Origin of the sequence: Pseudonocardia xinjiangensis, assembly GCF_050948425.1 — a bacterium.
In the GTDB taxonomy this organism is placed as follows: Bacteria; Actinomycetota; Actinomycetes; order Mycobacteriales; family Pseudonocardiaceae; genus Pseudonocardia; species Pseudonocardia xinjiangensis.
On the sequence record NZ_CP192009.1, the window covers coordinates 3597818 to 3620061 of the forward strand.

Consider the following 22244-nt stretch of genomic DNA (forward strand, 5'->3'; position numbering starts at 1 on the left):
TCTGGATGCCTGAGAACGGTGCTCTGCAGCACGAGGACGTGGTGGTCCGGCGCGGTCGGAGATCCGGCACCGCCATCACCGTCGCCGTTCATTCGCGGGTGCTCGGTCCCGCCGTGGGCGGCTGCCGAATCTGGACCTACCCGAGCTGGCGGGACGGCGCGGCGGACGCGATGCGGCTCGCCGAGGCGATGACCTACAAGTGCGCGGCGGCCGGGCTGGAGTACGGGGGCGGGAAGACCGTTGTCGCACTGCCGATGGGCACGGTGCTCACGCCCCAGCTGCGCCGAGACGTGCTCCACGACGTGGCCGAGGTCGTCGCCACCTTCGGTGGCTCCTACCTCGTGGGACCCGACGTGGGTACGGGGCCGGAGGACATGATGACCATCCGGGAGGTGACTCCCCACTCGTTCTGCCTGCCGCAGGAGCACGGTGGCACGGGGAACTCGGGCACTCCCACCGCTCAGGGCGTCCAGGCTGCCCTGCGCGCGGGCGCCCGGCACGTCTTCGGCTCGGAGTCGCTGTCGGGCCGCAAGGTGGTGATCGCCGGGTTCGGCTCGGTGGGGTCACGGCTCGCCGCCGGCCTCTGCCAGGCGGGGGCCACCGTTGTCGTTTCCGACGTCGACGGCGAGAAGCAGGCGGCGGCCGAGAGCGCAGGATATTCGTGGGTGGAACCGGAGCGGGCGCTCATGACGTCGGCCGATGTGCTGGTGCCTGCCGCGGTGGGAGGAGTGCTCAACCCGAGGACGGTGGCGGGGCTCGACGTGCCGCTGGTCATCGGGCCCGCGAACAACCAGGTGACCGACGACTCGGTGGCGGGACTGCTCGCCGACGCCGGAACGGTGTGGGTGCCCGACTTCGTGACCAGCGCCGGCGGCGTGATCTATGTGCTGAACCGTGAGGTCGGCGGTCTCGACCACGACGCCGCCGCGACGCGGGTCGAGGCGATCGAGGACACCGTGGACCAGGTGCTCGACGCCGCCCGGACCGGTGGCACCACCCCGCTGCACGAGTCGATGGTGCTGGCGGAGCGAAGATTGCGCACCGCGGGCGCCGAGTAGCCACTGATCTCTGCCGTCGTGTGCGTGCCCGCCGGGGGGCGGGCACGCTCTCACGGCAGGGCCGTGGGTGGGCGAACGGCGGATCGGCGCCGACCCCGTCCTGCTCGCCCATCCTGGACAATCGGCGGATTATCGCTGGTCAGGGGCCATCGGAATCCGTGAGGTTGGCCTCATACCGCTGCAGGACGCGGGTGCACCGCGTGGAGTTGCGGCATGGGGGATGACGTGAGGACTGGGCCGGGACGCGGGTACGACTACGTGGTGGTCGGGGCCGGCACCGCCGGCTGCGTGGTCGCGGCGCGGCTGTCGGAGAACCCGGACGTGCGGGTGCTGCTGATCGAGGCGGGGAGCCGGGAACCACTGGACGCGGTGGCCGTGCCGTCCGGGTGGCCGAGGCTGCAGGGCACCGCGGTCGACTGGGCGGGCGCGAGCGTGGTGCAGAGGGCGACTGGCACGGTCATCCCGTGGCCGCGCGGCCGGGTGCTGGGTGGCTCGTCGGCGATCAACGGCATGTGCTTCATCCGTGGCCACCGGTCGAGCTACGACGCGTGGCCCGCCGCCGGGGCGCCGGGGTGGGGGTTCGACGACCTGCTTCCCTACCTGCGACGCAGCGAGCGCACCCAGGGGCGGGATCCGGCCGTCCGGGGGGTGGACGGGCCGCTGACGGTGGCACCGGCGCCGGAACCTCACCCGGTGGCGGCGGCGGGGCTGGCCGCGGCGGCCGAGGCCGGCCACCCGGTGGCGGCCGACATCAACAGCGGGCTGGAGGAGGGCTTCGGCTGGTGTGACCTCAACATCGCGGACGGCAGGCGGCAGAGCGCGGCCGACGCCTACCTCGTCCCGGTGCTGGCGCGGCCGAACCTCGACGTGGTGACCGACGCGCTGGCCCACCGGGTGTGCGTCACCGGCGGGCGGTGCACGGGTGTCGAGTACAGCGTGGGCACCACCGTGCACACCGCCGCGTGCAGCGGGGAGGTCGTGCTGGCCGGGGGCACCGTCGGCTCGGCGCAGCTGTTGCTGCTCTCGGGCATCGGCCCGCAGGCCCACCTGCGTGAGGTCGGGATCGACGTGGAGCTGGACCTGCCCGGCGTCGGGTCGAACGTGCACGACCATCCGCGCTCGACCGTGGTCTACAGCTCGCCGGTGCCGGTCCCGGCCGGGGTGAACAACCACGCCGAGCTGATCGGGCTCGGCCGCAGCCCCCTCGCGCACGGCGGCCCGGACCTGCAGTTCCAGGTGCTGGAGATTCCGTACTTCGCGCCCGCACTGCCGCCCTCGCTGCCCGTGCCCGGTCAGGCCTACAGCGTCGCGTTCGGCGCGATGACCCCCAGCAGCCGTGGGACGATCCGGCTGGCCGACGCCAGGCCCGGCACGGCACCGCTGCTGGACCCGAACTACTACGGCGACCCCCGCGACGTCGAGGTGATGGCGGCCGGCCTGCGCATCGCCCGGGCCATCGGGCGGGCCGATGCCCTGGCGCCGTGGCGGGCCGAAGAGGTGCTCCCGGGACCGGGGGTACGCGACGACGACGGCGAGGCCGTGCGCCGCTACCTGTTCGGGAGCCTGCGGACCTACTCCCACCAGGTGGGTTCGTGCCGGATGGGCACCGACGACATGGCGGTGGTCGACACCGATCTGCGGGTGCGGGGAATCGACGGGCTGCGGGTCGCCGACGCGTCGGTCATGCCGTCGATCGTGTCGGCCAACACCAACGCCACCGTCTACGGGATCGCCGAGCGGGCCGCCGATCTCCTGCGGCCCCGCTGAGCTGACCGCCGACCGAGGTGATCGCTCACGGCAGGACCGGGAAGCAGCGCCAGGTGTGGCCGTCCTCGGCGAGGAACCGGGTCTTGCCCGGAGGGGTGACGTCGGTTCCGGCCTGCCAGAAGTCCATCCGCTCGGGCACCAGGCGGATCGTCGTCCAGCTCGACGGCATCGGCGGGGTGCCCGGGTGACCGGCCGCGGCGTCGTCGAACGCGTGCTCGACGGCCCCCGGCTCCACCTCGTAGCCCGGGCCGGCGAGGCCGGGGGTGAGGGCCTCGTAGACCCAGGCGAGCAGCTGCAGTTGCCGGGGTCGGGTGGGGAACGCGGCCTGCGACGTCGCGGGGTCGAGCTGCGCCGCCGTGCCCTGCAGCACCACCTGGCGGCCGAGCGCAGGCCAGTGGAACACCGCGGAGACGCGCGGGTTCACCCCGAGGTCGCGGGTCTTCGTGGTGGGTACCGAGGAGTGGAAGCTCACGCCGCCGGGGTCGATCGCCGTCACGAGCACGGTGCGGGCGTGCGGCACGCTGCCGGCGTCGGCGGTGGCCAGGGTCATCGTGCTCGGCAGCGGGAGACCGGCGGACGCGGCGTCGGCGACCCAGCGGGCCAGCACGTCGAGCGGGTCGCCCGTCAGGTCCTCACGCATCCCGCCCTCCACTGTGGACGACGAGCACGACGCACGGCTGGGGGCCGACCTGCCGGAACCGGTGCTCGACGAGACCGGCGTAGGAGATCGTGTCGCGGGCCTCGAGCGTGGCCGTCCGGCTGCTCCCCGCCTCGCGCAGCTCCACCTCGATCCGCCCGCGCGCGACGTAGAGCAGCTCGCGGCGCTCGTGGCTGAAGTACTCCCCGAACTCGGTGGGTACGCCGACGAACTCGGTGATGTCGGCGCCCGCCGGGTCGTGCAGCAGCAGGCGCGCACCGCCCGTCTCGACGACGTCGACGAGCGCGGCCGCGGTGCCGCGCACCGGTTCGTCCGACGGGTCGTCCGCGGCCATGCCGAGCAGAGCCTGCTGCGTCGTGCCGAGCGCGGCGGCGATCCGGAAGAGCGACCGCATCGACGGCCGGGTGCGGCCGCGCTCCAGCTGGGACAGGAACGGCTGCGAGAGCCCCGAGGCCTCGGCCACCTGTACCAGCGTCATGCCGCGGTCGTGACGGACGCCGCGGATCGCCCGGCCGAGGCGCGCGTCGGCGTCGCGCTGGACGTTCGATGGTCGTTTCGCGCTGCTGCGCACTGTCGTCATGTTCACACGTCCGCGAATCGTCGGTCACACGGCGGCAACGCACGGTCCCTAGCGTCCCCGATGTTGGTCCCATGAATATCCCGCAGGTCAGAGCCGCACAAGATGGGGAGGTCCGCGGTACCCGTGAGGAGTACGCAACTGATCGGTGCCCCCGACACCGCCCCGCACCTGGCCGGGAACGTGCTGCGGGCCGTCCGCGGGGTGCGCCTTCCCGACGGCACCGTGGCCGACCTGGCGATCGTGGACGGGCGGATCGCGGCCGGGGAGGACCCGGCCGCCGGTGACCCCCGCCGGGCCGCCGGTGTCGACCTGGACGCCACGGGCTGGCGCGTCCTGCCCGCCGCCTGCGAGCCGCACGCCCACCTCGACAAGGCGCTCACCGCGCCCCGCATCGACGCCGGGGCGGGCAACGACCTCGTGGCGGCGATCGAGCAGTGGCGCGCCGTCCTGCCGGGCATCGACGCCGCCGACATCTCGGCGCGGGCTCTGGCCGCCGTCCACCGGTACGTGGCCCGCGGGATCACCAGCATCCGCACCCACGTCGACGTCCCTCGGGAGGGCGACCCGCTCCGCGGCGTCGACGCGCTCGTCGCGTTGCGGGAGCAGTTGCGTGGCCGGGTGACGCTGCAGGTCTGCCTGCTCGCCGGCAGCGAGGCACCGGACGCGGTGGTCGCCGAGGCCGTCGCCCGGGGGATCGACGTCGTCGGCGGCTGCCCGCACCTCGCCCCCGACCCGCACCACGAGATCACCCGCATGCTCGACGTCGCGGAGCGCCACGGGCTGCCGGTCGACCTGCACGCCGACGAGCAGACCGACGTCACCGGCCCCGACTCGGGCATGGACATCGTCGACATGGCCGAGCAGGTGCTGGCGCGGGGCCTCGCCCAGCGCGTCACCGCCAGCCACTGCGTCCGGCTGGGGTCGCTGCCCCCGGAGCGCCTCGACCCGGTGCTGGAGCTGGTGGCGCGCGCCGGGCTCGGCGTCGTCACGCTGCCGATCACGAACCTCTACCTGCAGGGCCGCGACGCCTCGCACCTGCCGCCGCGCGGGCTCACCGCGGTGCGCCGCATCCTCGACGCCGGCATCGCGCTCGCCGCGGGCGCCGACAACCTGCGCGACCCGTTCAACCCCGCAGGCCGGGCCGATCCGTTCGAGACGACGTCGCTGCTCATGACCGCGGGGCACCTGCGCCCGGGGGAGGCCCTCGCCGCGGTCACCACCGGTGCGCGCACGGTGCTCGGCCTGCCGCAGGCCGGTACGGCGCCCGGCGACGTCGCTGACCTGCTGCTCGTGCCCGACACCGACCTCGGCGACGTCCTGGCCGGAGCCGGTGACGCGCGGGTGGTCGTCTCGGCGGGCCGGGTCGTGGCCGATACCCGGATCAGCCGATCGCTGGACCTGCCGTCGCCCACAGCCGCCGAGAGCTGGGCACCCCCACCGTCCGCCGCGCCGAGCTACGTGAGGTGAGCACCATGGCCGCCACCGCGCCTCCCCGGGAGGTCACCACCCGAACCCTGGTCCTCGACCGGGTCATGAAGAAGTTCCCCACCGGCACCGTCGCCCTCACCGACGTCAGCCTGACCATCGCGCCCGGCGAGCTGGTCACGGTCGTCGGGCCGTCGGGCTGCGGGAAGTCCACACTGCTGCGGCTCGCGTCCGGGCTCGAGCAGGTCAGCGACGGGTCGATCGAGGTCTCCGCCGCCTCCACGAGCTACGTCTTCCAGGACGCCACGCTGCTGGAGTGGCGCAGCGCGGCCCGCAACGTCGAGCTCGTCGGCGAGCTGCGGGGCGTGCCCCGCGAGGAACGCCGGCAGCGGGCCCAGGAGGTGCTCGACCTCGTCGGCCTGCGCGGGTTCGAGCAGCAGCACCCGCGCCAGCTCTCCGGGGGCATGCGGATGCGCGTGTCCCTCGCGAGGGCGCTGGTCGCCGAACCAGAGCTCGCCCTCTTCGACGAGCCGTTCGGGGCGCTGGACGAGATCACGCGCCTGCAGATGCAGACCGAGCTGCAGAAGATCTTCCGCCTGAAGCGGTTCGCCGGGCTGTTCATCACACACTCGGTCTCGGAGGCGGTCTACCTGTCCACCCGCGTGCTGGTGATGAGCGGCCGACCCGGTCGGATCGTTGCGGAGATCGCGGTGCCGTGGGAGTACCCGCGGCCACCGGAGCTGCGCTACGCACCGGAGTTCGCCGAGATCACGGGGCGCGTGTCCGCCGCGTTGGGGGAGCACTCATGATCGGCCGCGCGGACCCGTCCGTCGTCACCGCCCACCGCGACCCGGCCCCGGCCACGTCCCTGCCGCTCCCCGACGGGGTGCGGGCCGCGCCCGCGCGGGGCCCGGGGCGGGTACGGCAGGTGCTGGCGAGGTCGCTGCCGATCCTCGCTGCCCTCGCCGGGATCCTGGTCGTCTGGTACGGGGTGTCGTACCTGGTGCTCCCGCCGAGCCAGCGGTTCCTGCTGCCACCGCCACACGAGGCGTTCGGTGGTGCACTGTCCAACCCGCAGCTGATGCAGCCCATGCTGGAGGCGCTGGGACGCAGCGTGTCGGTCGCGATGATCGGGCTGGTCGTGGCCGTGGTGCTCGGCATCGGCTACGCCGTGGTGATGTCGCAGTCCGGGTGGGCGGAGAAGATCCTCTACCCGTACGCGGTGATCCTGCAGACGATCCCGATCCTCGCGCTCGTGCCGCTCATCGGCATCTGGCTCGGCTACGCCTCCACGGCCCGCGTGGTGGTCTGCGTGATCATCGCGCTGTTCCCGATGATCTCCAACACGCTGTTCGGGCTGCAGTCCGCGAGCGCGGCCGCGCACGACCTGTTCACGCTCAACAAGGCCACCCGCTGGCAGCGCCTGGTGAAGCTGCAGTTCCCCGCCGCGGTGCCGTCGATCTTCACGGGGCTGCGCAACGCGGCGGGCCTGTCGGTCATCGGCGTGATCGTCGCCGACTTCTACTTCCAGCAGGGCGCTCCGGGCATCGGCGGGCTGCTGCGGATCTACACCCAGCGTCTGCAGATGGACGCGCTGTTCACCGCCATCGCGCTCACCGCGCTGTTCGGCGTCGTGGTCTTCATGATCTTCGCCGCGCTCGACCGTGCCGTCGTCGGCCGCTGGTACGGCCGCGCCACCCGCTGACCCCCGGATCCTCCCCGCCCCCTGGAGCCTCGATGACCCTGATGAGACGGACCCGCGGCCGCCGCAGCGCCGCACTCGCGACCACCGCACTGGCCGCCGCCGTCGCCCTCACCGCCTGCGGTGGTGGCTCCGGCCCGGCGTCGGACGCGGGGGCCGCACCTGCCGCTCCCGCGGCCCCCGCCGGCGGGCCGCTCGACCTGGCCGGGGTGTGCCCGGCCACCGTCGTGATGCAGCAGGACTGGCAGCCGGAGTCCGAGCACGGTGCGATGTACAGCCTCGTCGGGCCCGACCGCACCATCGATGCCGACGCGAAGACGGTGAAGGGCTCGCTGGTGGCGCACGGCGTCGACACCGGGGTGGACATCGAGGTACGGCCCGGGGGTCCGAGCGTCGGGTTCCAGCCGGTGCCCGCCCTCATGTACCTGGACGACTCGATCGTCCTCGGCGCGGTGAACTCCGACGAGGCGATCAGCTCGGCGGCCTCGCACCCCACGGTGGCGGTGACGTCCCAGATCACCGTCAGCCCGCAGATCCTGATGTGGGATCCGGCGACCTATCCCGGGAAGACCACGATCCGGGACGTCGCGGCGACGGGTGCCCCGGTCGTGACATCGGGCGATGTGATCCCTGCGCTGCTCGAGTCGCAGGGCATCATCGCCGCCTCGCAGTCCGACACGAGCTACGACGGCACCCCGGCGCGCTTCGTCTCCGACCCCAAGATCATGCAGCAGGGTTTCGCCACCGCCGAGCCCTACATCTACGAGAACGAGATCGCCCAGTGGCACAAGCCGGTGGCGTTCGAGAAGCTCGCGGACGTCGGGTACTCGATCTACCCCGAGCCGCTGGCCGTGCGGGCCGACAAGCTGGACGCGCTGCGGCCCTGCATGCAGAAGCTGGTGCCGATCATGCAGCAGGCCCAGATCGACTACCTGAAGAACCCCGGGCCCACCAACCAGCTGATCGTCGACCTGGTCAACGCCTACCAGACGGGCTGGACCTACTCCGCCGGTGTCGCCGACTTCTCCGCGAAGGCGCAGGTCGACCAGGGCTTCGTGACGAACGACCCGGCATCCGGGGTGTTCGGGCAGTTCGATCCCGCGCGGATGCAGAAGATCGTGGACACCTTCGGCCCGATCCTGCAGCGGGGCGGCACCATCACCGCGGTCCCCGACCCGAAGAGCCTCTACACCAACGAGTTCATCGACCCGAACATCACGATGGGCCGAGCGGGGTGACCACCGTGTCCGAACGCACCGCAGCAGCCGCCGCCGAGCTGGAGCGGCTCGGGGTGGGGTCGATCTCCACCGACCCGGCCCTGATCACGAAGGTCTCCTCGGACTGGTCGCGGATGTCGCCGGTGCTGCAGGAGAAGGTGCCCCCGGGGCGCTACCTGGCCGACGTCGTCGTGCGCCCCGCGCGGCCCGAGCACGTCCCGGCCGTGCTGAAGGTCGCCTTCGAGCACGACGTCCCGGTGACGCCGCGCGGGGCGGGCACGGGCAACTACGGCCAGGCCACACCGTTCGACGGCGGCATCCTGCTCGACCTGCGCGGGCTCGACTCCATCACGGTGGGCGACGGCGGCACCGTCACCGCGGGGGCGGGCGCGCGCATGACGGCCATCGACCGGGTGGCCCGCGCGGCCGGTCGCGACATCTGGATCTTCCCGTCCACCAAGAGCTCGACGATCGGTGGTTTCGTCGGGGGCGGCAGTGCCGGCACGGGCACGATCGAGAGGGGCACCACGAGCGACGGGTACGTCGTCGCGGCGACGGTCGCCCCGATGGACGGCAGCGGCACGATGGTCACGGTGCGCGGCGACGAGCTGACGCCCTTCATCCACACCTACGGGGTCACCGGGATCCTCGTCGACGTCGAGGTCCGCACCGATCCGGCCCGCGACTGGGCGGCGGTGTACGCGGCGTTCCGGTCCTACGCGGACCTCGTGGCCGTGCACCGCTGCCTGCTCGACCTGCCGCGGCTGCCCCGGCTCGCCTCGGCCGACGAGCCCGCCCTCGTGCCGACGCTGCCCGCCCCGGTGGCCCTGGACCCGACCCGGCACAGCCTGCGCGTGATCGCTGACGCGTCCACGGTGGACGAGCTGGCCGACCGGGTCCGGCGCGGCGGGGGAGAGGTGGTGGCAGTGCTCACCGACTACACCGAGACCGACCGGCTCTCGGGCATGTCCTACAACCATCCGGTCTGGTTCCTGCAGCGCGCTCACCCCGACCGGAGCTTCTTCCACATGGAGACCGGCGGCACCCCGCTCTGGGACGATCCCGCCGCCGTCCGCGCGGTCTACCCCGGGCCGGTGCACCTGCACCTGGAGCTGTTCGGCCACGGTCCCGGGGCGATGGTGGTGGCCGGCTACCGGGGTGAGGACGACGTGCTGGCGGGCATCCCACGGCTGGAGGCGCTGGGCGTCGGCGTGCACTCGCCCCACCAGTGGTACGTGGACCGCAACGTCCAGATCGCGATCGAGACCGCGCGCCGCACCGACCCCAAGGGCCTGCTCAACCCCGGCAAGCTCACGGCGGCGCCACCGGTCGATACGCGGGTGAACATCGGAGTGCGGTCATGAGCGAGACGAACGTTCCCCGCTTCATCGACCTCACCGCGCCCCAGGTCGCGGCGCTGCCCGCCGAGACGGTGGCGGTACTTCCGCTCGGGGCCGTGGAGCAGCACGGGCCGCACCTGCCGATCTCCACCGACTACGTCACGGCCACCGAGGCCGCCGAGGCGGCGGTCGCCGTGGTCGCGCGGGACGGCTCCGCGCCGGTGGTGCTGCTGCCCGGGCTGGCCTACACGAAGTCCGACGAGCACCACTGGTCGCCGGGCACCATCTGGCTGTCGTGGGACACGCTCATGCACACCCTGGTGGACGTCGGCCGGTCCCTGCAGACCTCGGGGATCACCCGGCTGCTGTTCGTCAACGGGCACGGCGGCAACTCCGCGCTCGGCCAGGTCGCGTGCCGGGAGATCCGCAGGCGCTTCGGGCTCCGTACCTTCTTCGCGCACCTGTCGGTACCCGTCGACCAGGGCGGCGGCGGGTCGACCTCGTCCGAGCTCGGGATGGGAGTGCACGGCGGCCACAACGAGACCTCGCTCATGCTGCACCTGCGCCCCGAGCTGGTGCACCTCGAACTGGCCGGGCGGCGGGTGCCGGAGCGGCTGGCCGAGTTCGACCTGATCGGGTTCGGCAAGCCGGTGTCGTTCGGCTGGACGAGCGACGACTTCGGACCGGACGGGTACATCGGCGACCCGACGGGCGCCACCGCGGAGCACGGCAAGCTGCTCTTCGAGCTGGCCGTCACGCGGCTCGCCGCGGTGATCGGTGAGGCCGCCCGCTTCACCACGCGCTGAACCGGCAGGCCACCCCGGCCGTCGGCACCACCGCCTGTCACGTCTCGGGCTTCTGCCACCCGAACGGCGCCCTCCGCGATCACACATGTGCTTACCCTCTGTGACATGATCATCGCTGATAGGGATAACGCCAGCACGACGATCGATATCGGTCACCCACAAGTGTCACGACGGATCAGCGGGCAGGGGCCGGCTGCGGGGGCCCGAGCCCTGCGTCGGCCGTGCCGTGCCCGAGGACTGCAGATCAGCGCGGTCGCGGGCGCCGTCGGCGCGCGGAGTGATCGGCAGCCGGCCCGCCGCGGTCTCCTGCCCGCTGTCCGACGGACGAATTCCGGCTGTCGATTATCGAGGGCCGGTTCGAATTCAATCGAGAGTGCGGTCCGGCGGGGCGGAACAGTACGGGGAAAACGCAGAGTAATGGTGAACCCGGGAGTCCCGGCTGTGTGTCGGCTGTGAGTCGGTCGGTTGCCGACGGCACCAGGTCCGGTCGCTGCGCAGCGCGCGGCGAGGCGGGTGCCGACCCGGATGAAACATGTCACGACATCCTGCGAATAGGGCGCCGAGTGGACGGCGGTCGGGTCCTCCACCTGCAGGATGGAGGGCCGGTAGCGGGTCGCTCATGATCGGACTCGTTGCGTCACCAGGCAGCAGATGGCAAGATCAAGGCGCCGCTGGAAATTCGGGTAGCACGTGCTGGGCCGGTCACAGAATGGGGAGCCGTCAGGTGACGTCCGAGCGCACACAGGTTAGTTCTGCGTTCACAACCAAACGCCACGACCAACTCCGAGAGAAAGTCCGGGCGTTCGCCGAATCGGTGGTCGAACCCCGAGTCGCCGGCATGGAGGCTTCTCGATCCGTGGAGGTCGAGCTCGCCAGGGAAATTGCACGGCAGGGCTGGATCGGGGTGACGATCGGACCCCGGTACGGAGGAATGGGTCTCGGCCACCTGGCGAAGACGATCATCATCGAGGAGCTGTCCCGGGTCTCCGGCGCGCTCGGAGCGATGGCCCAGGCCTCGATGCTGGGTGTCGCGAAGATCCTGCACTTCGGCACCGAAGAGCAGAAGCGCCGGTGGCTGCCGGGCGTCGCGGCCGGCCACTACCTGCCCACGATCGCCGTCACCGAGCAGTCCTCCGGCGGTCACGTGCTCGGCATGACGAGCTCGGCGCGCCGAGAGGGGGACGAGTACGTCCTCAACGGCCGCAAGGTGTTCGTGGGCAACAGCCACATCGGCCACCTCCACGGCGTCGTAGCCCGTACCGGGCCGGGATCCCGCGGGCTCAGTGCTTTCCTCGTGGAAGCCGACCGCCCCGGCTTCCACCTCAGTGACTACCGCCCCACCATGGGCCTCAACGGATTCAGCTTCGGGGAGCTGATCTTCGAGAACTGCCGGATCCCGGCCGCCAATCGGCTGGGAGCCGAGGGCGAGGGGCTCAGCGTGGCCTACTCGTCGAGCGTCCTGTACGGCCGGTTGAACCTCGCCGCGGTGTCGCTGGGCATCCACCAGGCTCTGCTCGAGGAGACGCTGCAGTTCGTCGCCAACCGCTGGCACGGTGAGGTCGCCCTGAGCAACGAGCCCACCGTCCGGCAGAAGCTCGGCGCGATGCAGGCGTCCCTCATGACGGCCCGGGTACTCGCGTACCACGCGTCGCATCTGCTCGACGAGGGAGTGCCCTGCGACGCCTACCTCATGAACGCGAAGCTGCAGAACGTCGAGCTGTCGCTGGACTCCGCACGCACCGCGATGGAGGTACACGCCGCGCACGGGCTGTCGGCCGACCGCCGGCTCGAGCGCCTGGTCCGTGACGCGTACCACATCTACGCCCCGGCCGGCACCTCGGACGTCCAGCGCTTGCGGCTCGCCGAGGTGGCCCTGCAGACGACATCACACCGGAGCGAGTGGTCGGAGCTCCTGGCCAGCGAGCTCAGAGCCAGTAGCGCGGCGCTACGAGCCGCCTAGCTCACGTCGGTTGATCAGGTCCATGACCTCGACGGCCATGGACTTGATCAGCTCCACACCCGGCGAGCCCCACGCGCTCGTCCGGGTGGACACGGCGCACACCGTGCCGAGAACCACTCCGGCACGGTCGAACACCGGCGCTCCGATGTAGGAGCGGATCCCCAGCTCGTCGACCACCGGGTTGCCGGCGAACCTCGGCCAGGCGCACACGTCGTCGAGCACCAGTGCGTGCTTGATGTCGACCACGTGGGGGCAGAAACCGTGGTCGAGGTCCATCGTCCTTCCGACACTGCCCTGGGCTGCCGCCTGTGCGGCCTCCAACGTGCCGGTCCCCGCGGACGGGGCTTCGTAGAGCCCGGCGAAGTACTGGTGCGTGTCGAGGACGAAGTTCACCATGGCGTACGGCGTGCCCGCGGCATGCGCGATCTTGGCGGCGATCTTGTTGAACTCGGCGTCCGGGGTGGTGCCGATGCCGAGCGCGCGCAGCCGCTGCACCCGCGCGACCGCGGCCGGGTCGTACGGAGCGCCGACGAACCGGCTGTCGATCGGGTCGGCCGAGCTGCCTGGGGGGTCGTAGGTCATGACGTACTCCTGGCCGTGGGGGTCGGGTGGGCGCGCACTGCGGCGTCGGTCCGGGCATGTGCAATCACTGCGTCGAGCAATGAGACGAGCACTCCCTTGGCGGAAGCGGAACTGCGGGCATCGCAATGCACGATCGGGACGATCGGCTGGAGGTTCAGCGCTGCCCGCACCTCGTCGGCGTCGTACTGGAACGCTCCGTCGAACTCGTTGATGGCGACCAGGAAGGGGATGCTGCGGGACTCGAAGAACTCGATGGCGGGAAAGCAGTCCGTGAGCCGTCGGGTGTCCACGAGCACGACGGCACCGAGGGTGCCCCGGCACAGTTCGTCCCACATGAACCAGAACCGGTCCTGGCCCGGTGTCCCGAACATGTAGAGCTTGATGTTGTTGTGCAGCGTGAGGCGGCCGAAGTCCATGGCCACGGTGGTCGTCGTCTTGTTCTCGATGCCCGTGAGCCGGTCGGTCCCGACGCTGAGGGTGGTCAGATGTTCTTCCGTGGTCAGCGGCGGGATCTCGCTGACGGCGCCCACGAAGGTGGTCTTCCCGACGCCGAACCCGCCGGCGACGAGGATTTTCATCTGGACGGGAAAACGGTGGTCAGAGGGCGCGGAGACCATCGCGAACCGCCTCCAGGGTCGTCAGGTCGGTGATGAAGGACGCAGGCGCCCTCATGATGAGAACGCCCATCTCGAGGAGATCGGCCAGCAGGATCTTCGTGACCGTGATCGGGAGTCCGATGCGTGCGGCGACCTCGGCGACCGAGATGGCCGTTCGGCAGAGGTCGAACACCGGGGCGTGGTCGATGCCGAGCCAGTCGGAGGACATGGCCGCCTCGTCCGACACCATGACCAAGGTCATGAGATCAATGGTCGTGCTCGGCTCAGTTCTGCCGTTGGTGACGGTGAACGGCCGCGCCCGCCATGGGTCGGCGTCCTTTCGTGTGCGGGGAAGTACGTCGGTTTCGAGGTCCGGGTCCCTGCCGCCTTCGACCATCTCTCAACGAATCCCACTACCGGAGGCGGGACGCTGGCGGGTGGGAGTCGCGATGCGCGTGGGCACTCGCTTGCACAGTTTCGTCATCTCGAAGCTGATGGCTCCGGTGTTCACCTCGCGGCCCGCCAGCACCGCCAGCACCGTGCCGCCTGCCGCGGCCGTGACGAACAGGTAGAGGCCGCTGAGCTCGGTGATGACCTGCCGGACCCCGCTGTCCTGATGTCCCCCGAACTTCGCCCCCACCTGGTGCGCGAGCGAGATCATCCCGGAGGACATGGCGGCCAGGATGTCGGCGTCGTCGGCGCTCGTTCCGCTCCAATGGGTCTTGATGCCGTCGACCGAGAGCAGCACCGCACACTTGGTGTAGGGAACGGTCCTGACGAGGTCGTCGAGAAGAAAGTTGAGATCATCCATCATTGACCCCCGTCGTTGTTGTCGATTTCGGCATCCTCGCGTCCACGCATGACGTCGGTCAGGAGATCGGGATTGTGGCCGGGGATGATCCTGGCGACCTGCGGGGGCTGGCGCAGTTCGGGCCGAAGGTAGGTCTCCGAACCCCGCTGGGGGAGCGGCGGACGGTTCGCCGGCGGGGGCGCCGCCTTTCCCGCGGACGGCACTGCGTCGGACGCCATCGGAACCGGGCGAAGACCGCCGTGGCCGTTGTCGGTCTCCGCTGGGGATCGTGGGAACGACGATGGTCCGGTGCCGTCCGGCGCCGCCGGGCCCGGCATGGCGCGACGGGTGTTCGTCAGCACGTCCGTCGACCCCCCGGCGGGGTTGCCGGGAGCGGGCCACGGCCAGTCCGGCGGCGCGGGTTGGGCGTGGGCGCGCACCGGTACCCGCGCGGCACCCCGGTTCATGCCTGGCTCGAGACGGGTCTGACCTTCCGTGTGCGGGGCTGTGTAGAGGTCCCCCGACTCGGTCAGCAGGTTGTGGGGGATGACCACGGCGGCATCGATCCCGCCGAAGATGTTGGACCGCAGCTGCACCCTGATGTTGTGCCGCGGTGCGAGCCTGTTGACCACTGCGAAACCGATGCGGCCCTCGTCCAGCAGCTGGTGCAGGTCGACGTCGGTGTAGCCGGCCAGCAGGCGGTTCACCCGCTCGATGTCCTCGGGGGCCATGCCGATCCCGCGGTCGTGCACCTCGATCGCGAGGCCCGCCGCGACGCGGGACGCGGTGAGCGCGATCTTCGGGGCGTGCGGCGGGGTGAACGCCGTCGCGTTGTCCAGGAGCTCCGCGAGGAGGTTGATCAGGCCGGCGACGACATGCCCGTGCATCTTGATCCCGCGAACCGGGAACGTGGTGATCCGCTGGTAGTCCTCGGTGGACGCGACAGCGAGGCGCAGCACCTGGTTGACCTCGGCAGGCTGGCTCGAGCGGGGCTGCGGAGCGTCGCCGCCCAGCACCGAGAGGTTCTCCACCTCCCGCCGGATGCGCGTGATGAGGTGGTCCAGCCGGAAGACCGTGGCCAGGAGCTCCGGGTCCTCGATCCGCCGTTCCAGCGCATCGAGGTCGACGAACGCCCTGGACACCTTGGCCTGCAGGCGTCCGGCGATCCTGCTGAACACCTCCGGGCTCTGCGACTGCTCCTGAGGCAGCTCCCGTGGCGGCGGGCCGGGAGGCGCCGGCGGCGCGATGCCGCCGGCTGTCGGGTCGGCAGGCCGCGGTTCCGGAGCGGGAACGTCCTGACGACGCTCGGCCTCGGGACGCCGCTCGACAACGGCCGGTGCCGTGAGCGTCCGGTGGACGGTCATCACGGCACCGGCCACCGTCACGAGGACGACGACCACGCTCGCGGCGACGACGATGCCGGCCATGGTGGCGGGCGCGACATCGCCGTTCGTGATGGCGAAAATGCCCGCGGCGCCACCTATGGTCAGTACGGCCGCCGATACCGTGCCGATCGCCAGCAAGGTGGAGCGTGCTTTTCTGAATCCGTCATCGGTGGCAGCCTGCGCACCTGCTTCGGGCGACGCGTGCTTATCGAGATCGTCGCGCCGGCGGGAGGTGCTGTCGGGACTGTGCGGGGCAGGCGACGACATCTGGTCCTTTCCTGACCGGAGCAGGTCAGCAGGGAAAATGGACGCGCACCGAGCACCGCGTCCGCTGCTCGACTCCGCAGGTGATGATCTTACTGCAGCAGTGTTTCGCAATGTCCGGGGAGGCGTCCGACCTTCCACCGGATGATGGGAGGCATGCCCGCTCTCACTCTCGTCAACGCCGTCCTCCTGCCGATGGCCGATGCCGCGCCGGGTGCCCCCGACTGGTTCGTCGGCTGGATGCGCGTCGACGAGTCCGGCCGGATCAGCGGGATCGGGCCGGGCAGCCCGCCCCCGGAGGCCGCCGACGGCCCCGCCGCCACGGTGGTGGACGCCGGCGGCGCGATCGTCGCCCCGGGGTTCGTCTCCGCGCACTCGCACCTGTTCACCTCTGGCCTGCGCGGGATCGCCCCGGGTTCCACGCTCTACCCCTGGCTGCAGGCGATGTCGGAGGTCTTCCGGCACGCGGACGCCGAGGCGATGTACTGGTCGACGGCGCACGGGGCGCTGGACTTCCTCGCGTGCGGCATCACGAGCGCCTACAACTTCACCCAGTCCCGGGTGAGCTGGGTCTTCGACCCGGCCACCGCGCGGAGCACCGTGGGCACCGTGCACCCGCCCGAGTACCTCACCCGCCAGTTCGACGGGGCGGCCGACACCGGGCTCCGCGTGATGACCGCGATCCGGCTCGACGACGAGGCCGCGCCCGAGACCCAGGTGCTCGGGACCTTCGCGGAAATGGTCGCGGCCTGCGCGGAGCGCACCCCCGCCGACCAGCACCTCGGGGCCTCGGTCTTCGGTGCCGTCCAGTGGGCGGCGTCGCCCCGCACCGCCGAGATCGAGGCCCAGGTGATGCGGGAGCACGGGATCGGCAACCAGGCGCACTTCCTCGAGACCGCACAGGACGTCGAGGTCCAGCGCGCGAAGTTCGCCTGGTACACCGACGCCGGGGTGCTCGGGCCCGCCCTCCTGCTCGGCCACTTCGTGCATCCCACCGACGAGATGGTGACGGCGGCGGCCGAGGCGGGTTGCGGGATGGTCTGGCAGGCGACCTCGAACGGCCGGCTGGGATCCGGCATCGCCGACGTCGTGCGGTTCGCCCGCGCCGGGATGCGGATCGGCATGGGGCTCGACGACCAGTCGTGCACGGACCAGTCCGACCCGTTCGGCAACATGCGCCTGGGCATGTACACGATGCGCGCGCTGCACACCGATGCTTCCGTGCTGATGCCGAGGGAGGTGCTGCGGATGCACACGCTGGGATCGGCCGAGGTGCTCGGCGTGGCCGACCGGGTCGGGAGCCTGGAGATCGGCAAGTTCGCCGACTTCGTGGTCGTCGACCACCGCGCGCCCGGCACGGGTCCGGTCTGGGACGTCTACGCCACGTACGTGATGGCGTGCGGGCTGCGCAACCTGAAGCAGGTCTACGTGGGCGGCCGGCTGGTGAGCGAGGACGGGCGGTGCACCGGCCCGCTCGCGGCGGACGTCGACGACGCGCTGCACGACCGGATCACCCGGGCCGCCCGCGAGGCGGGGATGCACCCCGCCCTGGACCCCGCCCGGCAGGTGCCGGACGCCCGGCCGTGACCGTCGATCCGGCCCGGGCCTGCCCCAGGTTGTAGCGGCGAGCGGGGGAGTGGTGGGGACGGGTGCGCGGCCACTCTGCCGTCGATGTCGGGGCCGCCCCTGCGTTCCCCAGCCGGCGGCTACCGGCCGAGGCCGAGCAGCGCGGGCACGTCGGCGATCGAGTCGAGGACGTGCTGCGGGCGGTGCCCGCCGACACCGTCCTCCGCGTCCGGGCGGAACTTCCCGGTGCGCACCAGCACGCCAGTGAGGCCGTGGTCCTGCGCGCCGAGCACGTCGGACTCCACGTCGTCGCCGATCATCACCGCCGCCGCCGCGGGGATGCCCAGGCTGTGCAGTGCCGCGGCGAAGAACTCCGCGGCGGGCTTGCCGAGCACCACCGCCTCGGTGCCTGCCGCCTGCTCCAGCCCCAGCAGGAAGGCGCCGCTGTCGAGCTGCAACCCGGCATCGGTGCGCCAGAAGAGGTTGTGGTGCATGGCGAGCAGCTCGGCGCCCCGCTGCAGGTGGCCGAACACGTCGTTGAGCGCCTCGTAGCCGAACTCGGGCCCGGCCCCACCCACCACGACGACGTCGGGCCGCGCGTCGGGGCCGTGTACCAGGCGCACGCCCTCGAGGTCCTCGGTGACGTCCCCGCTGTTCAGCAGCAGGCACGCGGCGTCGGGCCGGTGCTCCCGCAGGTGGGCCGCCGTGGCGGCGGGTGCGGTGAGCACGTCGTCCGGGCCGATCGGGAAGCCGGCCCCGGTGAGGGTGTCGGCGATCCGGCGCCTGGTTCGCGACGTGGTGTTGGTGACCAGCGCGAGCGGCAGCCCGGCCTCCCGGATGGCGGTGACGGCCTCGACGGCACCGTCCAGAGGTTCCCAGGAGACCGTCAGCACACCGTCGATGTCGATCAGCACGCCGCGCACGGAGTCCATGGCGGCACGTTACCCGCGGGGAGACGGGTCCGAGCTCACCAGCTGCCGCGGTGGTCGGGCATCGAGAGGATGAGTGGCACGGCGGCCAGCAGGATCACGGCGAACACGGCGAAGACGTAGGCCTGGGTGATCCCGGGCTGCGCGCTGACCGAGAGCAGCGCCGTCGTGATCGAGATCGAGACGATCGCGCCGGACTGGCGGAACATCCCGCGCAGCCCGGTGATCGCCGAGATCTCGCGGGGCGCGAGGTGCAGCGACGCGTTGTTGCTCGCAGGCGCCGCCATGCCCATCCCGAGGCCGGTGATGCCTGCGGCGAGCGAGAGCCACGCCTCCACGGAGAGGCCCTGCGGCGGCAGCGCCAGCATCACCAGCCCGACGGTCATCACGGCGAAGCCGGCGACCATCAGGATCCGGTGCCCGGTGCGGCGCAGCAGGAACACCGACAGGCCAGAGAGGCTGATCATCCCGACCGCCCGGATCGCGAGCAGGCCCCCCGCGGCGAGCGGAGCGATGTCGTAGCGGTTCTCCGCGTAGATCGGCACCAGCGTGCCGAAGCCGAGCGCCGCCGCGCCGAACATCACGTTGACCGTGTTCATCGTTCCGAAGGTGCGGCCGCGCAGGAGCCGCATCGGCACGACGGCCGCAGGGTCGCGGCGGGCGTGCCGCAGGAACCTCCAGCAGAGCACGGCTGCCACGGCGCCGGCCACCCCGGCCGCGGTGAGCTGCAGCCGCAGGTTGCCGGGGGTGCCGAGCGCGGTGATCGCGGTCATGGTGGAGAGGAGCAGCCCGCAGAGCAGAGCGATCCCCCGCAGGTCGATGGGGGCGGCCGTGGTGCGCGGTGTCCTGCGGATCAGGACGGCCACCAGCACCACCAGCAGCACGCCCAGCGGGAGGTTGATCAGGAAGATCGCCCGCCAGGACGTGTAGGTGACGAGCACGCCGCCGACCACGGGTCCGATGATCGCGCCGATCGGGAAGATGCTGGTGAACAGGCCGATCGCCCGGTCGCGGTCGCGCCCGAACTGGTCGGCGACGATGCCCGTTGCCGACGGCACGATCGCCCCGGCGGCCAGGCCCTGGAACACCCGCACGACGATGAGGGTGGCGATGTCGCCCGCCATCCCCGCGCACAGCGACGTCAGGGTGAACATCGTGATGGCGACCAGGAAGATCGTCTTGCGGCCGAACTGGTCGCTGAGCTTGCCGGCGATCGGCATGGACATGATCTGGCCGAGCGCGTAGACGGTGATCGTCCAGCTGCTCCACGCGAGGGAGCCGCCGAGGTCCTTCTGGATCGCGGGGAGCGCCGTGGCCACCGACGTCTGGTCGATCGACGCCATGAGCAGGGCGATCGCGATCACGGTGAACACGGTCCACCGGCGGGGGAGGGGCTCGTCGTCCCCTCGTCGATCCCGATCGATCGAAGCGGTGGCGGGGCGGGAGCGCAGCATGGAACGCAATATTAATTGCTTGATGCTAAGCAAGCAAAGAACCGGCAAGGTCGTGCCGGTGGCCACCCGGTGACCACCGGGAGCGCGCCTACCCCGGTCTCCTGGCCGTTTCAGGGCCGGGCGCCCGCTCGGCCAGCGGGAACGCCTCGAGGTAGCGCTCGTAGTCGGGCTCCACGTCGATCTGCAGCGTGGCGAGGATCCGGATGACCGCGTTGTAGAAGGAGATGACGATGACGAGGTCGACCAGGCGGGCCCGGCCGAGGTGGTCGAGCAGGACGGCCCAGGTCTCGTCGGTCATCCGGGTGTCCGCGGTGATCTCCCTCGCCGCGGCCAGCACGGCCGTCTCCAGCTCGCCGAGCCCGTGCTCCCGGCCGGCGGTGGCGGCGATGAGCGCGGTGACGTCGTCGTCGGACACCCCGAAGTCGTGCCCGATCTTGATGTGGTGGCTCCACTCGTAGGGGCTGGCGGTGAGGTAGCCGACCTGCAGGATCGCGAGCTCGCGCAGTCGCGGGTCGAGCTCGCAGCGGTGGCGGATCCACTCGCCGAACTCCGCGTGGGTGCGCAGCGCGTCGGGCGAGTTCGCGAGCGCGCGGAACAGGTTGATCGGGCGGGCCAGCAGGGGCCGGTCCTCCTCGGCGAGGTCGGACTCCGACAGGTAGGGCACGAGAGCCATGGGCGCGGAACTCCATCGTTCGTGAGCGGGGTACTCGGGTGCGCGGTGCGGTCGGGATGTTGACGCGATGCGCGTCCCATGATTACCGTCGTTCAGGTAATGCCGCAACGATTCATAATATGAAATCGAGGTGGGCGTGATGAGCGAGGACGCTCTCGTTCCCTTCCGCGGCTCGCAGCCGCCCGGCATGGTGTCCGACCTGGTCGTTCCCGGTGCGCTCGACCTCGACGGCGACGAGCGGCTGTGGGTGCCACAGGCGCCCGACGTCGCGTTCCGGCCGCTGTTGCTCGCGCCGAGCCAGGGCTACTTCGTGAACCTGCTGCGGGTGCGCCGCAGCGGCGTGCTCTCCCGACACCGCCACGCGGGACCGGTGCACGCGTTCACCCTCCGCGGGCGCTGGCACTACCTCGAGCACGACTGGGAGGCGACCGAGGGCAGCTACGCCTTCGAGCCGCCGGGGGAGACCCACACGCTCGTCGTGCCCGACGGCGTCGCGGAGATGGTCACGCTCTTCCACGTGACGGGCACCTACGTCTACGTCGACCCCGACGGCGCGGCCACCGGGTACGAGGACGTGTTCACCAAGATCGAGAACGCGCGGCGGCACTACGCGGCGGTCGGCCTCGGCGCCGAGCGGGTCGAGGAGTTCATGCGCTAGGCGAGAGTTCGACGAAGGGGTCGAGGCATGGGTCAGCGTGTTGCGGGCAAGGTGGCGATCGTGGTCGGCGCGGGGCAGACCCCCGGCCTGACCGCGGGCAACGGGCGCGCCACCGCGGTACTGCTCGCCAGGGAGGGGGCCAGGGTGCTCGCGGCCGACCGCGACCTGGCTGCCGCGGAGGAGACCGTCACGGAGATCGCGGCCGAGGGCGGCGAGGCGGTGGCCGTGCGGGCGGACGTCACCGACGAGGACGCCATCGCCGCGATGACCGCGGCCTGCCTCGAACGGTGGGGCCGGATCGACATCCTGCACAACAACGTCGGGGTGAGCATCGCCGGAGGGGACGCCCCGATCACCGAGATCGAGGCCGATGCGTTCGCCCGCATCACGGCGATCAACCTGCAGGGCATGGTTCTCACCTGCAAGCACGCGATCCCCGTGATGCGTGAGCAGGGCGGCGGCGTGATCACGAACATCTCCTCGATCGCCGCGGACATCAACTACCCGTACGTCGCCTACCGGACGTCCAAGGCGGGCGTCGTCACCCTGACCGAGCACATCGCGATCACCAACGCGGCCCACGGCATCCGCGCCAACGCGATCCTGCCCGGCCTGATGGACACGCCGATGGCGATCGAGAACCGGGTCGGGCGCGGCGGCGTCACCCGGGAACAGGTGATCGCCGAGCGCAACGCGCACGTGCCGCTGCGCAACACGATGGGCACGGCGTGGGACGTCGCCCGTGCCGCGCTGTTCCTGGCCTCGGACGAGGCCTCGTTCATCACCGGTGTCGCGCTGGCCGTCGACGGCGGCCAGCGCCTCGCCGTCGGCTGA

22 protein-coding genes are annotated in these 22244 nt (G+C 71.5%); 12 read left to right on the forward strand and 10 right to left on the reverse strand.

The genetic code is table 11. The annotated features are described in order from the left end of the window. Window positions 1–5: 5 nt before the first annotated feature. The gene (locus tag ACQPZA_RS16905; protein WP_433282142.1) at window positions 6–1058 is read left to right on the forward strand and encodes a Glu/Leu/Phe/Val dehydrogenase dimerization domain-containing protein; all 1053 of its coding nucleotides are present in this window, start codon (window positions 6–8) and stop codon (window positions 1056–1058) included. A 213-nt stretch (window positions 1059–1271) separates the two neighbouring features. Beyond that, window positions 1272–2825, forward strand: coding sequence for a GMC family oxidoreductase (locus tag ACQPZA_RS16910; protein WP_433282144.1), 1554 nt, complete (start codon window positions 1272–1274; stop codon window positions 2823–2825). Window positions 2826–2850: 25 nt separating this feature from the next. Here the strand turns inward: ACQPZA_RS16910 and ACQPZA_RS16915 are convergent, their stop codons facing one another. Then, entirely contained in the window at window positions 2851–3465 is a 615-nt protein-coding gene (locus ACQPZA_RS16915; protein WP_433282145.1) for a pyridoxine/pyridoxamine 5'-phosphate oxidase, read from the reverse strand. Then, entirely contained in the window at window positions 3458–4063 is a 606-nt protein-coding gene (locus tag ACQPZA_RS16920) for a helix-turn-helix domain-containing protein (protein WP_433282146.1), read from the reverse strand. Before ACQPZA_RS16920 ends, ACQPZA_RS16915 begins: the two co-directional genes overlap by 8 nt. Window positions 4064–4186: 123 nt before the next feature. Here ACQPZA_RS16920 and ACQPZA_RS16925 point away from each other — a divergent pair, with 123 nt between their 5' ends. The 7 genes from ACQPZA_RS16925 (at window position 4187) to ACQPZA_RS16955 (ending at window position 12513) form a co-directional block, all read left to right on the forward strand. Beyond that, entirely contained in the window at window positions 4187–5530 is a 1344-nt protein-coding gene (locus ACQPZA_RS16925; RefSeq protein WP_433282148.1) for an amidohydrolase family protein, read from the forward strand. A 5-nt stretch (window positions 5531–5535) separates the two neighbouring features. Continuing rightward, window positions 5536–6297, forward strand: a complete 762-nt coding sequence (locus ACQPZA_RS16930; RefSeq protein WP_433282150.1) for an ABC transporter ATP-binding protein — start codon at window positions 5536–5538, stop codon at window positions 6295–6297. Next, window positions 6294–7193 (forward strand): ABC transporter permease, encoded by a 900-nt coding sequence (locus tag ACQPZA_RS16935; RefSeq protein WP_433282152.1) that lies wholly within the window; start codon window positions 6294–6296, stop codon window positions 7191–7193. The genes ACQPZA_RS16930 and ACQPZA_RS16935 overlap by 4 nt, the downstream gene beginning before the upstream one ends. Window positions 7194–7225: 32 nt before the next feature. Continuing rightward, window positions 7226–8428 (forward strand): ABC transporter substrate-binding protein, encoded by a 1203-nt coding sequence (locus tag ACQPZA_RS16940; RefSeq protein WP_433282154.1) that lies wholly within the window; start codon window positions 7226–7228, stop codon window positions 8426–8428. Continuing rightward, on the forward strand, window positions 8425–9771 hold the full coding sequence (locus ACQPZA_RS16945) for an FAD-binding oxidoreductase (protein WP_433282156.1): 1347 nt from the start codon (window positions 8425–8427) through the stop codon (window positions 9769–9771). Before ACQPZA_RS16940 ends, ACQPZA_RS16945 begins: the two co-directional genes overlap by 4 nt. Beyond that, on the forward strand, window positions 9768–10553 hold the full coding sequence (locus tag ACQPZA_RS16950) for a creatininase family protein (RefSeq protein ID WP_433282157.1): 786 nt from the start codon (window positions 9768–9770) through the stop codon (window positions 10551–10553). Before ACQPZA_RS16945 ends, ACQPZA_RS16950 begins: the two co-directional genes overlap by 4 nt. A 709-nt stretch (window positions 10554–11262) precedes the next feature. Then, complete coding sequence (locus ACQPZA_RS16955; protein ID WP_433282159.1) at window positions 11263–12513, forward strand: acyl-CoA dehydrogenase family protein; 1251 nt, start codon at window positions 11263–11265, stop codon at window positions 12511–12513. Here ACQPZA_RS16955 and ACQPZA_RS16960 read toward each other — a convergent pair. Genes ACQPZA_RS16960 through ACQPZA_RS16980 form a run of 5 tightly spaced genes read right to left on the reverse strand, consistent with a single transcriptional unit; the run spans window position 12499 to window position 16271 of the window. Next, window positions 12499–13095, reverse strand: a complete 597-nt coding sequence (locus ACQPZA_RS16960; RefSeq protein ID WP_433282162.1) for a GAF domain-containing protein — start codon at window positions 13093–13095, stop codon at window positions 12499–12501. The two genes, ACQPZA_RS16955 and ACQPZA_RS16960, sit on opposite strands and share 15 nt — an antisense overlap. Then, window positions 13092–13673: a GTP-binding protein gene (locus tag ACQPZA_RS16965; RefSeq protein WP_433282163.1), complete on the reverse strand. Its 582-nt coding sequence runs from the start codon at window positions 13671–13673 to the stop codon at window positions 13092–13094. The genes ACQPZA_RS16960 and ACQPZA_RS16965 overlap by 4 nt, the downstream gene beginning before the upstream one ends. Window positions 13674–13692: 19 nt before the next feature. Further along, on the reverse strand, window positions 13693–14088 hold the full coding sequence (locus tag ACQPZA_RS16970) for a DUF742 domain-containing protein (protein ID WP_433282165.1): 396 nt from the start codon (window positions 14086–14088) through the stop codon (window positions 13693–13695). Window positions 14089–14091: 3 nt separating this feature from the next. Further along, complete coding sequence (locus tag ACQPZA_RS16975; RefSeq protein WP_433282167.1) at window positions 14092–14505, reverse strand: roadblock/LC7 domain-containing protein; 414 nt, start codon at window positions 14503–14505, stop codon at window positions 14092–14094. Next, the gene (locus tag ACQPZA_RS16980; RefSeq protein ID WP_433282169.1) at window positions 14502–16271 is read right to left on the reverse strand and encodes a sensor histidine kinase; all 1770 of its coding nucleotides are present in this window, start codon (window positions 16269–16271) and stop codon (window positions 14502–14504) included. The genes ACQPZA_RS16975 and ACQPZA_RS16980 overlap by 4 nt, the downstream gene beginning before the upstream one ends. Before the next feature lie 15 nt (window positions 16272–16286). Here ACQPZA_RS16980 and ACQPZA_RS16985 point away from each other — a divergent pair, with 15 nt between their 5' ends. Beyond that, window positions 16287–17717, forward strand: a complete 1431-nt coding sequence (locus ACQPZA_RS16985; RefSeq protein ID WP_433282171.1) for an amidohydrolase family protein — start codon at window positions 16287–16289, stop codon at window positions 17715–17717. Between the two features lie 119 nt (window positions 17718–17836). On the opposite strand, the gene ACQPZA_RS16990 is transcribed toward ACQPZA_RS16985, so the two are convergent. The 3 genes from ACQPZA_RS16990 to ACQPZA_RS17000 all read right to left on the reverse strand — a co-directional run bounded on the left by ACQPZA_RS16990 (window position 17837) and on the right by ACQPZA_RS17000 (window position 20752). Continuing rightward, window positions 17837–18628, reverse strand: a complete 792-nt coding sequence (locus ACQPZA_RS16990; RefSeq protein WP_433282173.1) for an HAD-IIA family hydrolase — start codon at window positions 18626–18628, stop codon at window positions 17837–17839. A gap of 35 nt (window positions 18629–18663) precedes the next feature. Then, window positions 18664–19989: an MFS transporter gene (locus ACQPZA_RS16995; protein WP_433282175.1), complete on the reverse strand. Its 1326-nt coding sequence runs from the start codon at window positions 19987–19989 to the stop codon at window positions 18664–18666. Window positions 19990–20167: 178 nt separating this feature from the next. Beyond that, window positions 20168–20752 carry a carboxymuconolactone decarboxylase family protein gene (locus ACQPZA_RS17000; RefSeq protein ID WP_433282177.1) on the reverse strand — a complete coding sequence of 195 codons (585 nt, stop codon included), beginning with the start codon at window positions 20750–20752 and terminating at the stop codon, window positions 20168–20170. A 139-nt stretch (window positions 20753–20891) separates the two neighbouring features. Between ACQPZA_RS17000 and ACQPZA_RS17005 the strand changes: the two genes are divergently transcribed. Continuing rightward, entirely contained in the window at window positions 20892–21410 is a 519-nt protein-coding gene (locus tag ACQPZA_RS17005) for a 2,4'-dihydroxyacetophenone dioxygenase family protein (RefSeq protein WP_433282179.1), read from the forward strand. Window positions 21411–21437: 27 nt separating this feature from the next. Continuing rightward, window positions 21438–22244, forward strand: coding sequence for an SDR family NAD(P)-dependent oxidoreductase (locus ACQPZA_RS17010; RefSeq protein ID WP_169396145.1), 807 nt, complete (start codon window positions 21438–21440; stop codon window positions 22242–22244).